Origin of the sequence: Maribacter vaceletii, assembly GCF_003634105.1 — a bacterium.
GTDB classification, from domain to species: domain Bacteria; phylum Bacteroidota; class Bacteroidia; order Flavobacteriales; family Flavobacteriaceae; genus Maribacter_B; species Maribacter_B vaceletii.
The window spans coordinates 450,185-464,148 of the sequence record NZ_RBIQ01000008.1 but is presented as its reverse complement, the minus strand read 5'-3'; the positions used below and the strand labels follow the sequence as shown (position 1 = coordinate 464,148).

At 32.1% G+C, this 13,964-nt stretch carries 11 protein-coding genes; 8 read left to right on the top strand and 3 right to left on the bottom strand.

Going from position 1 to position 13,964, the window contains the following annotated elements; genetic code table 11:
- Positions 1 to 118 precede the first annotated feature (118 nt).
- Together CLV91_RS09600 and lpdA are read left to right on the top strand one after the other, a co-directional pair.
- Positions 119 to 580, top strand: a complete 462-nt coding sequence (locus tag CLV91_RS09600) for an Lrp/AsnC family transcriptional regulator (protein ID WP_121067043.1) — start codon at positions 119 to 121, stop codon at positions 578 to 580.
- A gap of 51 nt (positions 581 to 631) precedes the next feature.
- Entirely contained in the window at positions 632 to 2,038 is a 1,407-nt protein-coding gene (gene lpdA / locus CLV91_RS09595) for a dihydrolipoyl dehydrogenase (protein ID WP_121067040.1), read from the top strand.
- 61 nt (positions 2,039 to 2,099) lie between these two features.
- On the opposite strand, the gene CLV91_RS09590 is transcribed toward lpdA, so the two are convergent.
- Complete coding sequence (locus CLV91_RS09590) at positions 2,100 to 2,327, bottom strand: CDGSH iron-sulfur domain-containing protein (protein ID WP_121067037.1); 228 nt, start codon at positions 2,325 to 2,327, stop codon at positions 2,100 to 2,102.
- A gap of 475 nt (positions 2,328 to 2,802) precedes the next feature.
- Here CLV91_RS09590 and mgrA point away from each other — a divergent pair, with 475 nt between their 5' ends.
- A complete protein-coding gene (gene mgrA / locus CLV91_RS09585; RefSeq protein WP_121067034.1) occupies positions 2,803 to 3,813 on the top strand; it encodes an L-glyceraldehyde 3-phosphate reductase in 1,011 nt (336 codons plus the stop codon).
- Here mgrA and CLV91_RS09580 read toward each other — a convergent pair.
- Positions 3,810 to 4,994: an acyltransferase family protein gene (locus CLV91_RS09580; protein WP_121067031.1), complete on the bottom strand. Its 1,185-nt coding sequence runs from the start codon at positions 4,992 to 4,994 to the stop codon at positions 3,810 to 3,812. The genes mgrA and CLV91_RS09580 overlap by 4 nt on opposite strands.
- A gap of 130 nt (positions 4,995 to 5,124) precedes the next feature.
- Between CLV91_RS09580 and CLV91_RS09575 the strand changes: the two genes are divergently transcribed.
- The 5 genes from CLV91_RS09575 to CLV91_RS09555 all read left to right on the top strand — a co-directional run bounded on the left by CLV91_RS09575 (position 5,125) and on the right by CLV91_RS09555 (position 13,103).
- On the top strand, positions 5,125 to 5,661 hold the full coding sequence (locus CLV91_RS09575; RefSeq protein WP_121067028.1) for an NADPH-dependent FMN reductase: 537 nt from the start codon (positions 5,125 to 5,127) through the stop codon (positions 5,659 to 5,661).
- A gap of 94 nt (positions 5,662 to 5,755) precedes the next feature.
- Positions 5,756 to 7,054 (top strand): anthranilate synthase component I family protein, encoded by a 1,299-nt coding sequence (locus tag CLV91_RS09570; protein ID WP_121067025.1) that lies wholly within the window; start codon positions 5,756 to 5,758, stop codon positions 7,052 to 7,054.
- Between the two features lie 38 nt (positions 7,055 to 7,092).
- On the top strand, positions 7,093 to 8,400 hold the full coding sequence (gene tilS / locus CLV91_RS09565; RefSeq protein ID WP_121067022.1) for a tRNA lysidine(34) synthetase TilS: 1,308 nt from the start codon (positions 7,093 to 7,095) through the stop codon (positions 8,398 to 8,400).
- A complete protein-coding gene (locus CLV91_RS09560) occupies positions 8,397 to 10,352 on the top strand; it encodes a protein-disulfide reductase DsbD family protein (RefSeq protein ID WP_121067019.1) in 1,956 nt (651 codons plus the stop codon). Before tilS ends, CLV91_RS09560 begins: the two co-directional genes overlap by 4 nt.
- Positions 10,353 to 10,691: 339 nt before the next feature.
- Positions 10,692 to 13,103, top strand: coding sequence for a penicillin acylase family protein (locus CLV91_RS09555; protein WP_121067016.1), 2,412 nt, complete (start codon positions 10,692 to 10,694; stop codon positions 13,101 to 13,103).
- Here CLV91_RS09555 and CLV91_RS09550 read toward each other — a convergent pair.
- Positions 13,100 to 13,951, bottom strand: coding sequence for an AraC family transcriptional regulator (locus CLV91_RS09550; RefSeq protein ID WP_121067014.1), 852 nt, complete (start codon positions 13,949 to 13,951; stop codon positions 13,100 to 13,102). The two genes, CLV91_RS09555 and CLV91_RS09550, sit on opposite strands and share 4 nt — an antisense overlap.
- Between the last annotated feature and the right edge of the window lie 13 nt (positions 13,952 to 13,964).

Below are 13,964 nucleotides of genomic sequence, written 5' to 3'. Positions count from 1 at the left end.
TGGTGTGTTTTTGTCAATAGATTATTAATTATGTAGAAAATAAAACTATTAATTTTTAGATTTGTAGAATAAAATTAATAATTTATGCTGTGTTTATTGTTTAATTAGAAAATATTCCATGATAAAGTTTGATGAAAAGGATAGAAAGCTTTTGGCAATGCTCCAAGAGGATAGTAAAAACACAAACAAAGAGTATGCAAATAAGCTTGGTCTTTCTACTACAGCTGTTTATGAGCGTATTAAAAGATTGGAAAAGTCTGGTGTTATAACAAAGTATGTAGCTTTAGTAGAGAAGAAAAAAGTAAATAAGGCTTTTGTGGTTTTATGTCATGTAAAACTAATACAACATACAAAAGATAATGTGCTTCAGTTTGAACGCGAAATTTTAAAAATTGAAGAGATTGTAGAGTGCTACCATGTTAGTGGCGACTATGATTATATTTTAAAAATTCACGTAGAAGATATGGAAGCTTACCGAGCATTTATGGTGTCTAAACTTACCGCTATTGCTAATATAGGAAGTACACAAAGCACATTTATTATAAATGAAGTTAAGCATACAACAGCAATAGATGTATAAAAATCAGAAAATAACACTAATTTTGTTTATCAATAAAAACAATACAATTTTATGAGTTCATATGATGTAGCCGTTATAGGTTCAGGCCCTGGAGGATATGTTGCAGCTATACGCTGTGCACAATTAGGAATGAAAACAGCAATTATAGAAAAATATTCTACTTTAGGTGGTACATGTCTTAATGTGGGGTGTATTCCTTCTAAAGCTTTATTAGATTCTTCGCATCATTATGAAGATGCTATAAAACATTTTGATACCCATGGAATAGAAATTCCTGGAGAAGTTAAAGTGAATTTAGAAAAAATGATTGCTCGTAAACAAGCAGTTGTAGATCAAACTACAGGTGGAGTTAAGTTTTTGATGGATAAAAATAAGATTGATGTTTTTCAAGGTACTGGTAGTTTTAAAGATGCTACTACTATCATTGTGACTAAAGAAGATGGTAAGACAGAAACTATAGAAGCTAAAAATACAATTATAGCTACAGGTTCTAAACCATCTACTTTACCTTTTATAAAGTTAGATAAAGAACGTGTTATAACTTCTACAGAAGCTTTAAAGTTAAAAGAAGTACCAAAACACATGATTGTAATTGGTGGCGGTGTAATTGGTCTAGAATTAGGACAAGTATATAAGCGATTAGGAGCAGAAGTAACAGTTGTGGAGTATTTAGGTCGTATAATTCCAGGAATGGATGGTGCATGCTCTAAAGAATTAACCAAGGTTCTTAAAAAGCAAAAAATAAAATTTGCATTGTCTCATAAAGTAAAATCAGTTGAGCGTAACGGTAATGAAGTTGTTGTTAAAGCAGATAACAAAAAAGGAGAAGAGGTTACTTTTACTGGGGATTATTGTTTGGTAGCTGTTGGTCGCCATGCTTATACAGATGGATTAAATTTAGAAGCTGCAGGAGTTAAGCAAGAAGAAAGAGGTAGAGTAGCAGTCAACGCTCATTTACAAACGAATGTACCTAATATATATGCTATTGGCGATGTGATTAAAGGAGCTATGCTTGCGCATAAAGCGGAAGAAGAGGGGACTTTAGTAGCAGAGATTTTAGCAGGACAAAAACCACATATAGATTATAACCTAATTCCAGGTGTAGTGTACACATGGCCAGAAGTTGCTGCAGTAGGTAAAACAGAAGAGCAATTAAAAGAAGCTGGTGTAGCATATAAAGTTGGGCAGTTTCCTATGCGTGCTTTAGGTAGAGCTAGAGCTAGTATGGATGTAGACGGATTTGTAAAAATTCTTGCAGATAAGAATACCGATGAGGTTTTAGGAGTACATATGGTAGGAGCGCGTGTAGCAGATTTAATTTCCGAAGCCGTGGTAGCTATGGAATTCCGTGCATCTGCAGAAGATATAGCTCGTATGAGTCATGCACACCCAACATATGCAGAAGCGGTAAAAGAAGCAGCATTAGCAGCTACGGATGATCGTGCGTTACATGTTTAAGTAAGAAAAGTGTTTATGTAAAAAATCCCGTCTAAAACTAGACGGGATTTTTTTGTTTTAGTTACTTATGACTTCCATCACAGTAAGGAGGATTGCTAGTAAGTTTGCAAGTGCAAATTCTAGCATCTTTGTCTTCCTCTACTTGGAAAACTAAAGAACCTGGTTTTTCGTGTTTTTTATGAGAACCATCGCAAAACACATTAGTTTCGGAATGTCCGCATGTACACCATGCGTATCTTTTGTCTTTCTCTAAAGCTAATTTAACGGGTGTAAATTTTTTATCACTCATGTAAGTAGTTGTTTTATTTTAGTTGAAAACGCTAAAAATAGAGGAATCTAATACATAGGTGGTATTTAAGCTTTAATTTGAAATCAATCCAAATAAAAATTTAAACTATTTCGAGAGATTTAAACTTCAATAATTGAGTAATATACAACTAAGAATTTTGTGTTTAATTTGGAAAATATAAGTTCTTAATATAAAAACGTTTGTTTTTAAATTTTAATTAGTAAACTACCTCGACGCAAGCCTACGAGGCATTTGTTAGGAAATAAATTTTGATTTCGAGGCAAGCCTCGGAGCATTTAAAATCTCGATTATCGAGTAAATACTATTTTTCTATGTAACTTTAATGTTTGCGAAAAATAACAAACTACCTCAAGGTATATCCACGAGATAGTTATTAGGAACTAATTTTAATTTCGAGCTAAGTCTCGGAACATTTTAATCTCGATTATCGAGTAAAATAAGGAAAGGTATATTTATGGAGATAAATGATAAATCAGGAGTAACTAATTATGTGGCTCATTCTGAACGGTATAATACCATGAAGTATAATCGTTGTGGAAAAAGTGGTGTTTTATTGCCAGCAATTTCTCTAGGCTTGTGGCATAACTTTGGTTTTGTAGATAAGCAGCATAACGCAAGAGAAATTCTAAGAACAGCTTTTGATTTAGGTATTACGCATTTTGATTTAGCAAATAATTACGGACCACCATACGGTTCTGCTGAGGAGAATTTTGGAATGCTTTTTAAGAAAGATTTTAAACCGTATAGAGATGAGTTATTTATAGCTTCTAAAGCAGGTTATGATATGTGGCCTGGACCTTATGGTAATTGGGGATCTAGAAAGTATCTAATGGCTAGTATAGACCAAAGTTTAGAACGTATGGGATTAGATTATGTAGATATCTTTTACCATCATAGACCAGACCCAGATACACCTTTAGAAGAAACTATGGTTGCATTAGCAGATATAGTAAGGCAAGGGAAGGCGCTTTATGTAGGTATATCTAATTACCAACCAAAAGAAACTGCAGAAGCTGCGGCATTATTAAAAGAGCTACGTGTTCCTTTTATATTACACCAAGCTAGATATTCTATTTTTGATAGATGGGTAGAAGACGGACTTTTAGATGCTTTAGACAATAATGGAGTAGGATGTATTGCCTTTTCTCCTCTTGCTCAAGGCATGCTTACAAATAAGTATGTAAATGGTATTCCAGATGACTCTAGAGCAGCAAAGAATTTCACATATCTAGATAAGGAACAAGTAGAATCTAATTTAGGTAAAATTAAAAACCTTGCAGCACTAGCAGATAAAAGAGGGCAAAAACTTTCACAAATGGCAATTGCCTGGTTGTTGAATAGGCCAACTGTGTCTTCTGTTCTGGTAGGTGCTAGTTCTTCTGGTCAGTTAAGAGAAAATGTAAAAGCATTAGATAACCTGGAGTTCTCTAAAGAAGAAATGGATATCATAAATGCAAATTCTTAATTCTTTAAAAGACCTAAAAGTCTAAGGACTTTAAAGCTAAAAGATTTAACTAGCTTTGTAAATACTATGAATCCGGGTTCTATAGCTCGGATTTTTTTTGCAGTAAATACACTAACTCTTTTTGTAACCATTTCTTTATGTTTTTCATATTGCAACGCAAGGTAAGAGCAAGTAAACATAAATAGTATTGCACCTGGGATTACTAAAGAAGGAGAAATGGAGTGGCTAAAAAAGCGGTATAACCCCAAACCAGTGAAACTACCATATAAAATTATAAAATGAATAATATAGATAGACAGGGTACTTTGTCCTAAAGTAATAAGGGTCTTATTGCTTAATAGGTTTCTTGCTGTCATAAATAGAGCAAAAGCAACTAGAACGTCCCCAAAACGTATAAAAAGATAATTGTTATAATAGATAGATTTAAATAGGCTAATGCCCGTTACATTGGAAATTCCCATGAATACATTCGAAGAGAAAAATATTAATACCATTCCCAGTAAAAAACTTCCTGAAATAGCAATAGGGTAAAAACTTTGCTTTTCTTTATATCTATTAAATAAAACTGAAATTAATCCTCCAAGAGCAGTATATCCAAACCATGGGATTATTGTAAAAACAGAACCGCTATCCTTAGCAAAATAATTAGCTATAAATTGTGGTAAAAAACTAAAACTTGCATTAGCGTAAATAGGTTCCAGTATAAAGAGAATACCCCCTATAGCTCCCAAAATAGAAGGAAATACATATTTTTTTTGTTTACTAGTGAGTAAGTAAGCACCTAGAATACCAAGTAGGGAAAGTCCAATACAATGTAACACATCTACTAGGTAAAAAGCTTCATATATTTCGCCATGTAAAAGGCCTAGTAAATTAATACGTAATAAATAACCAAAGCCAATTAATTGTAAACCACGAATAATTCCTTTTTTTACTCTAGGGTTTTTAAAACCTTGTATAGGGCTTTTAATTAATAAAAATGTAAAAATGAAACCAGATACTGTAAAGAATACAGGAGCAGTAATGCCTCTAAAATATTTCCAAATAGAATAAAAAACATTAGAATTATCTCTAAATATAGGGTCTAGTAAGCCGTCTATAAAATGCCCTTGTAGCATCATTAGAATGGCCCATGCTCGCATAGCGTCTATAAAATAAAGGCGTTTTTTGTTTTTACTCATTACCCTTTGTTAGGTTATTATATTGAATAACAATTGTTTAGGTATTTTATTGCGGCAAAATTATGTAAAAAACTCGCAATTAAGGCGTATTTACTTTATTTTCGTTGAATAAACTTTTTAATCTATATCTATGGCAACTATATTGGCATTTGCGGGCAGTAATTCTTCAGAATCAATTAATTATAAATTAGTAAAGCATACGGTTTCTTTGGCAAAAGAACATTCTATTCAATTATTGAATCTTGCAAATTTCCCTTTTCCCATGTATAGTGAGGATTATGAAAAAGAAAATGGTTTTTCTAATTCTTTGGTTGAGGTTAAAGAAGATATACAAAAGGCAGACGGTATAATAATTTCTGTGAATGAGCATAATGGTAATCCTTCAGCTTATTTTAAGAACGTGTTGGATTGGCTCTCTAGATTAGAACGTAACTGTTTTGATGGTAAAAAGGTATTTTTAATGGCTACATCACCAGGAAAAAGAGGTGCTATTGGAGCATTAAGTATAATAGAGAATTCACTTCCAAGAATGGGGGCAGAAGTGGTAGTTACTTTTTCTTTGCCAGAATTTTATGTAAATTTTGATACTAAAAAGGGAATAACGAATACAGAGCTTGCTAAAGAACATCAAGACGCCTTACATTTATTTTTAAGTAAGTTGACATAATGTAAGCGCGTTATTTATTAAAAAAGTAATTGAATATTAATTACAACAAGGTCGGAGTATTTAAATCTCGATAACCGAGAAAATATCTTAAAATTTGAGAAAAACAGTAGCGTATGCTATCTCTAATATAAACCAATTTAAAAAGGCTGCTTTACAATGGGCGCAACAGTTTGATGAGGTTACTTGGTTAGATAGTAACAAGCATAAGTCTAATTATAACTCTTTTGATGCGCTCCTAGCAGTAGATGGTTTAACAGCCTTTGTGACGGATGCTACTAATGCATTTAAGGATTTTAAAGAATACCAAGCTACTACTAAAGATTGGTTATTTGGTTATTTTTCATACGACTTAAAGAATGATGTAGAGCACTTATATTCAGGTAATTGTGATAGATTACTTTTTCCAGAACTTTACTTTTATCAACCAAAAAAAATTATACGAATAATAGGGGGTACTGCGGAGTTTATTTATCTGAATATGGTAGATGATGAAATAGAGGAAGATTTTAAAACTATTTCATCTTTAGAATTAGAAAAAGATAAAAAGGAAATTTCGCTGGATATTAAAATAAAAATGCGAATTTTTAAGGATGAGTATTTTAGAAAAGTAAATAAAATGCTTCAATATATTCAGCGAGGAGATATTTATGAAGCTAATTTTTGTCAAGAGTTTTATGCTGAAGACACAGAAATAAACCCTCTAAAAGTATATAATAAGCTTAATACAATATCTAAAGCACCATTTGCAACCTTTCTTAAGGTTATGGATAAATATGTTTTATCTGCGTCTCCAGAGCGTTATATAAAGAAAGAAGGAAGTAAACTTATTTCCCAGCCTATTAAGGGAACAGCTAAGCGTTCTAAAGATAAAAAAGAAGATTATGAATTAAAGAGTAATTTATCTTTAGATGAAAAAGAAAGGGCAGAGAATATAATGATTGTAGACCTGGTGCGTAATGATTTGTCTAAAAGCGCAACCAAGGGCTCTGTGAAGGTAGAAGAGCTTTGTAAGGTCTATTCTTATGAGCAAGTACACCAAATGATTTCTACTATTACGGCAGAGATTCCTAAAAAAAAAAATATAGTAGAGGTGATACAAGAAACTTTTCCAATGGGAAGTATGACAGGGGCGCCTAAGGTCTCTGCTATGGAAATAATAGAAGAATTAGAGTCTTTTAAACGAGGTATGTATAGTGGGGCGGTAGGGTATATTACACCAGAACAAGATTTTGATTTTAATGTAATTATTAGAAGTATTCTTTATAATGCCACGGAAAAGTATGTTTCCTATGCTGTTGGTGGGGCAATTACAGCTAAAGCTATCCCAGAAAAAGAATATGAGGAATGTCTTATAAAAGCTAAAGCAATGCGACAGGTATTAGAAAGTTCTTAATACATTGGTTAGCAAAAAGACTTTAGTACCTTTGCGTTGTGCAAGAATATTTTAATACACATATAGAAAAATCGTTTCCAGAATTAAAACCCTCTAAATTTCTTTTAGCATGCAGCGGAGGAATTGATAGTGTTGTTTTAGCTCATCTATGTAACAATGCTAATCTAGATTTTGAGTTAGCACATTGTAATTTTCAGTTACGAGGAAAAGAGAGTGATGCCGATGAAGTATTTGTTAAGGAATTAGCAAAAAAAATTAATAAAAAAATTAACGTAACTAGTTTTAAAACAGTTGATTATGTTAATTTAAATAAGGTTTCCGTTCAAGTGGCTGCTCGCGAACTTAGATACACATGGTTTTCTACTTTACAAGAAAAAAATAATCTTAAATATTTGGTTACGGCGCACCATGCAGATGATGATTTAGAAACATTTATTATAAACCTTTCTAGAGGCACGGGAATTGATGGGTTAAAGGGTATGCCTTATAATACAGATGTTATAAAACGACCATTACTTAAATTTTCTCAAGAACAAATTATTGATTTTGCACATGTAAATACAATAGAATGGCGGGAGGACCAGAGTAATACAGATACCAAGTATTTAAGAAATAAAATAAGGCATCAAATAGTGCCACTATTAAAAGAATTACATCCTTCTTTTTTAGATAATTTTTTAAATAGCCAGCAGTATTTAGAGCAAACAGCTACAATAGCAGATAATGCATTAAATACAATTAAGAAAGATTTATTTCAGCTAAATGGCTCTCATTATAAAATAGCAATAGAAAGCCTTAAAGCTTTAAACCCTTTAAAGGGGTATATACACGGACTTTTTAAATTTTATGGTTTTACAGAATGGCAAAATGTAGCAGATTTGCTAGATGCTATGTCTGGAAAAGAAATACGTTCTAAGACCTATAGGTTGGTCAAGGATAGGGATTATTTGCTGTTAGAGATTCTAAAAGAAAATAAAGATGAGGTTTTTACTGTTTTAAAGGAAGATATATTTGTAGATAACCCCATACCTATTACTATTACTAATGTAGAAGAAGTAGCAGAATGTTCTTTAAATACGCTATATATAGATAAAGAAACGTTAAAATATCCTTTAACGATAAGGAAATGGAAAAATGGCGACTACTTTTATCCGTTTGGAATGCATGGCAAAAAAAAATTGGCTAAATTTTTTAAGGATGAGAAGATTGATGTCTTATCTAAAGAAAAGCAATGGTTACTTTGTAGTGAAAATCAAATTGTTTGGGTTATCGGAAAACGAGCAGATAATCGTTTTAGAGTAACTAATAAAACAAAACATATTTTAAAATTTGAAGTAAAAGAATGAGATATTTAATACTCCTATTTTTATCGTTTATAATCAGCTTTTTTGGATTAGCTCAGGACGATGAAAATCCTGTAATTTGGAAACAAGAGGTACATAAAATAAGTGATACAGATTATGAGTTGGTGCTAACAGGAACCTTAGCAAATGAATGGCATATATATTCACAATATACCCCAGATGGCGGCCCATTAAAAACAGAAGTAACTTTTGTAAATGCAGGGAAGGACTTTGAATTACTAGGGAAAACTGTAGAGAATAAAACGTATACAGAATTTAGTGATGTTTTTGAAGTGGAAGAAACCTTTTTTAAAGAACAAGCGGTATTTACTCAAAAAATAAAACTTTTAGACCCTTCTATATCTCAAATAAAAGTAGGACTCTTTTTTCAAATATGTAAAGAGGTTTGTATGAATAAAGATGAGGTTTTTACTTTTTCTTTAAAAGGAGAACCTATTGTAGAAATAGAAGAAACAGTTGATGCACGAAGCTTAGCAATGTCTTCGGCATTAAAACTAGATTTAAAGAATAAAGAAATTTTAGCGGACAATGTTGTTAGTATAGCTAGTTCTAGCCTTTGGATGATTTTTGGTTTAGGATTTTTAGGAGGATTAATAGCTTTATTAACACCTTGTGTTTTTCCTATGATTCCATTAACAGTTTCATTTTTTACAAAACATTCTAAAAATAAATCTAAGGGAATAGCCAGCGCATTACTATATGGTTTCTTTATAATAATAATCTACTTTTTGTTAAGCTTACCCTTTCATTTGTTCGATTCTGTAGACTCGCAAATATTGAATACAATAGCTACTAATGTTTGGTTAAATCTTGCCTTTTTTATTGTATTTGTTTTTTTTGCATTTTCATTCTTTGGGTATTATGAGTTAACCTTACCAAGTTCTTGGGCAAATAAAATGGATTCTGCATCTACAAAAACGGGAGGGTTTTTAGGTGTCTTTTTTATGGCTGTAACCTTGGCTATAGTATCTTTCTCTTGTACTGGACCTATATTAGGAGGACTTTTAGGAAGTACTGCATTAGCAGATGGTGATGTAGCAACAAACTTAACCGCAGGAATGACAGGTTTTGGCGTGGCGTTAGCTTTGCCCTTTATGTTATTTGCAATGTTCCCTGCGTGGTTAAATTCCTTGCCAAAATCTGGAGGATGGATGACAACTGTTAAGGTGGTTCTTGGGTTTTTAGAACTTGGCTTAGCGCTTAAGTTCTTATCTAATGCCGATTTGGTTGGTAATTGGGGATTTTTAAAACGCGAAATTTTTCTAGGATTATGGATTGTTCTTTCGCTGCTCTTAACTTTATACTTGTTTGGGGTGTTTAAATTCCCTCATGATGGTCCTAAACAAAAATTATCAATAGGAAGAAAAGTTACAGGAATAGTAAGTGTTGCCTTTTTAGTGTATTTAGTATTAGGGACAGTTAAGATTACTAATTTAAAATTGTTAAGTGGTTTTCCGCCCCCGGAGTTTTATAGTGTTTTTGAACAAGAGAATGATTGTCCTTTAGGTGTAAATTGTTTTAAGGATTTTGAAGAAGGTCTTGCACATGCTAAAAAAGTAAATAAACCTATTTTGTTAGACTTTACAGGTTGGGCATGTGTTAATTGTAGAAAAATGGAAGAAAATGTCTGGAGTGAGCCAGGAGTATTTAAATTACTTAATGAGAATTATGTTTTAATCTCTTTATATGTAGATGACAGAAAAGAACTATCTAAAGAAGCTCAATTTAAATTTAAATACGATTCTGGTCGTGTAAAGACGATAGAAACCATAGGGGAGAAATGGGGTACTTTTCAGGATATAAACTTCAATGTAGCATCTCAGCCTTATTATATATTGCTATCACCAGATTTAAAAGTACTAAATACTGCTATACAAACTACAGATGCTACTACGTATGAAGAGTGGTTAAAAGTAGGATTACAAAATTTATAGGTCAAACACAATATGTAGGAATAATATTACGTTTTAATGTAAAGTCCTTTTCTTTTTAAGAGGATATTTGGTTTAATATTAAAATAATATTCTAATGGTTAAATTAAAAAAAGCAGCTGTATTGGTATTGTTACTTTTTGGATTGGTTTCGTATAGCGTATTGTTTGTAAGGTATTTAATATCTCTTTTTTAGTTAAAATTTTAAATTAAAATTGTTAATAGTAAAGTAATAATATCAATAAAATATAGTTCCCCCTTTTTATAAAATGTAAAGCACCTTTTTAGGTGCTTTTTTTAGTTAAAATTTTTTATCTTAGAACCTCACCTATAAATAAAATTATGATAAGGTTAAAAAAGATAGCTGTTTTTCTAGTAATGCTATTAGGTATTTTAATTTTATTATTTTTTATAGTTACAGGGCTTCTTAAGCCAAATTACGAGGGTAACATAGAATTTAATTCTTTAGAAAAAGAGGTTTCTATATATTATGACACTTACGGAATACCACATATTTATGGAGAAACTCAAGAAGATGTTTATAAAGCTTTAGGGTATGTACATGCGCAGGATAGGCTCTGGCAAATGGAACTAATGCGAAGAATTGCAGCGGGTAAGTTATCCGAAGTTTTTGGAGAAGATTTAATAGCTACAGATAAATTTTTTCTATCTCTAGATATAGAAGAAGCAACAAAGAAAACGGTTGCAAATTTAGACCCAAAAAGTACGGTTGTAAAATTATCAAATGCATATATAGAAGGTGTAAATAAGTTTATTAAAGAAGGACCAACCCCTGTAGAATTTTATCTTACAGGAATAGAAAAAAAAGATTTTAAAATTTCGGACATGTATAACACAATGGGCTACATGGCGTTTAGTTTTGCCATGGCTCATAAAACAGACCCGTTATTAACCAATATTAAAGAGAAATTAGGAGAAACCTATTTATCGGATTTAGAAATAAATGTAGACACTAATACGGTTTGGTTAAAAAATTATAAGCCTCCAATCTCGGATACATTGCAGATTAAAAGAAAACTAAAAAATACAGTAGCTACAACGGTTAATAAAGCATTGGAGAAATTAAGTTTGCCATTGTTTGAAGGTAGTAATAGTTGGGTTCTTTCTCCAAAGAAAACAAAAAAAGGAGCCGTACTTTTTGCAAACGACCCGCATATAGGGTTTTCTCAGCCCTCGGTTTGGTATGAAGCTCATTTAAAGACTCCTGATTATGAAAAATATGGATATCATTTAGGAGGTATTCCTTTTCCTCTCTTAGGGCATAATAGAAATTTGGCTTATGGTTTAACAATGTTCGAAAATGATGATGTAGATTTTTATTACGAAAAAACAAATCCAACAGATAGTACAAAATATAAAACTGCAACTGGTTGGGAATCCTATTCTTATGTGTCAAAAACCATTAAAATAAAAGGAGAAAAAGATATACGTTTTACGTATAAGAAAACCAAGCATGGCCCTATATTAAATGGGATAGCAAAGCAAGTGCGAGGGGAAAAACCTATTAGTATGTCTTGGACATATACCTTGTGTGAAAACAAAGTTTTAGATGCTTTTTATAAAATATCTACAGCAAATAATTTTAAAGAATTTAAACAAGCACTTCCGGGTATTCATGCTCCTGGATTAAATGTAATGTATGGAGATGTAGAAGGAAACGTTGCTTGGTTTGCATCTGCAAAAATACATACACTCCCAGATGGTATAAATTCTAAAATGGTTTTAGATGGTACCAAAGGGAAAGAGGAGCGCTTAGAATACCTAGATTTTAGCAAAAATCCAAAGGCAATAAACCCGCCTTGGAATTATGTATATTCAGCAAATAATCAGCCAGACTCTGTAGAAGGTAAATTATATCCAGGATATTATTTGCCAGAAAACAGAGCCAAACGTATTACACAATTACTAGAGCCTAAAAACGATTGGGATAAAGAACAAGTTGGTACAATGATGCTAGATGTTACCTCTGCAGTTAACCCTTTGGTAGTTACAGAATTAGGTAAGGTTGTTGATGTTAAGTTGCTGAATGATAGTCAGATAGAGGTTTTAGATTTGTTAAAAGAATGGAAGGGAGATTATCCGATAGACAGTTATACCGCAACCATTTATCACCGCTGGATTTATTATTTTATTAAAGGCACTTTCTCAGATGAATTGGAAGAAGAATTATTCTCAGAGTTTTTAGGAACACATCTATTAAAAAGAATAATTGCACCTATGGCTGCTAAGTCAGAATCTGTTTGGTGGGACAATATAACTACAACCAATAGAAAAGAAACCAAACAGGATATAATAAATTCAGCTTTTGTAGCTGCTTGGAATTCTTTAGAGAAAGATTTTGGAAAAGATTATAAAAAATGGACATGGAATAAAGTACACACTTTAGAACATGAACATCCAATAGGAAAAGTAAAAGCTTTGCGTTCTTTTTTTAATGTTGGGCCTTTTCCTGTGCCAGGAACAAGAGAAGTTATAAATAATATGGGTTTTTTGTATAACAATACCGGTAAGTATAAAGTAACTTCAGGACCGTCTACTAGACGAATTGTAGATTTCTCCGATGTAGAGAATAGCATGAGTATATTGCCAACAGGACAGTCAGGAAACCCCTTTAGTCCTCATTATCAAGACCAAGCAGAGATGTTTGTGAGGGGAGAGTTCCGAAAAATGATGTTGAATAAAAAAGAGATACAAGAGACCTCAAAATCATTGCTTATATTTAGTCCAAATTAAATATTCTGAAAACGTAATCTGTATTTTCTAGGAGATGTTTTTTTATACCTATAAAACTGTCTATGAAAAAAAGAAAGGTTATTAAAACCAGATGCATAGCCAATTTCGGAAACCGACAAATCAGTATCCATGAGCATTTTACTGGCAATACTCACTTTGTATTCGTTTAAAAATGAAAAGAATGATGTATTAAAGGTCTTCTTGAAAAAACGACAAAATGTATCATTACTCATCGCAACTTCATTTGCTATATCGTTTAAAGAGATTTTATGTAAATGATGTTCCTTTAAATAGTTATATATCGTATTAATGCGTTCACTTTCTGTAGAAGATAAGCTGTTTGAAAAACTAGAACCTGCCAAAAGTTCAAACTCGTTGGTTAATGCAAGTTTTTGCAAAACCTGTAAAAAGCAAATTAATCGTTCAAAAGATTGTGATTCCACTAATTGCAATAAATTTTGTTTAATTTCCTTAGCAAAGGAGTTATTAAATTTTACACCTCTTTGAGAACGCTTAAGTAATTCCTGTATATGTTTTACTTCTTCTTTATCTAACCAACTAAGCAAAAGGTCTTCATGCCACTGTATCACAATACACTTAACATTTTCGGTTTGTTCCCCAATAGTTTTCCAACAGTGTGGTAAATTGGCGCCCACCATTACCAAATCGTCATGGTCAAACGTTTCCATGTTATTACCCACATAGCGTACACCAGTACTTTTTATGATATAGGTCAATTCATATTCTTTGTGAAAATGCCATGCAGCAGGAAATTCTTTATCTTCAAAAAGTTTTACGCTAAACGAGCTTCCAGGGGAGTTTCTTATGTCATGATATCTTGCCTTCAAAAAGTAATATTTT

What these genes read in the sequence shown, in the direction of transcription:
- CLV91_RS09600 (WP_121067043.1), top strand. Translation starts at nt 119, where the DNA reads ATGATAAAGTTTGATGAAAAGGATAGAAAGCTTTTGGCAATGCTCCAA.
- lpdA (WP_121067040.1), top strand. Translation starts at nt 632, where the DNA reads ATGAGTTCATATGATGTAGCCGTTATAGGTTCAGGCCCTGGAGGATAT.
- CLV91_RS09590 (WP_121067037.1), bottom strand. Translation starts at nt 2,327, where the DNA reads ATGAGTGATAAAAAATTTACACCCGTTAAATTAGCTTTAGAGAAAGAC.
- mgrA (WP_121067034.1), top strand. Translation starts at nt 2,803, where the DNA reads ATGGAGATAAATGATAAATCAGGAGTAACTAATTATGTGGCTCATTCT.
- CLV91_RS09580 (WP_121067031.1), bottom strand. Translation starts at nt 4,994, where the DNA reads ATGAGTAAAAACAAAAAACGCCTTTATTTTATAGACGCTATGCGAGCA.
- CLV91_RS09575 (WP_121067028.1), top strand. Translation starts at nt 5,125, where the DNA reads ATGGCAACTATATTGGCATTTGCGGGCAGTAATTCTTCAGAATCAATT.
- CLV91_RS09560 (WP_121067019.1), top strand. Translation starts at nt 8,397, where the DNA reads ATGAGATATTTAATACTCCTATTTTTATCGTTTATAATCAGCTTTTTT.
- CLV91_RS09555 (WP_121067016.1), top strand. Translation starts at nt 10,692, where the DNA reads ATGATAAGGTTAAAAAAGATAGCTGTTTTTCTAGTAATGCTATTAGGT.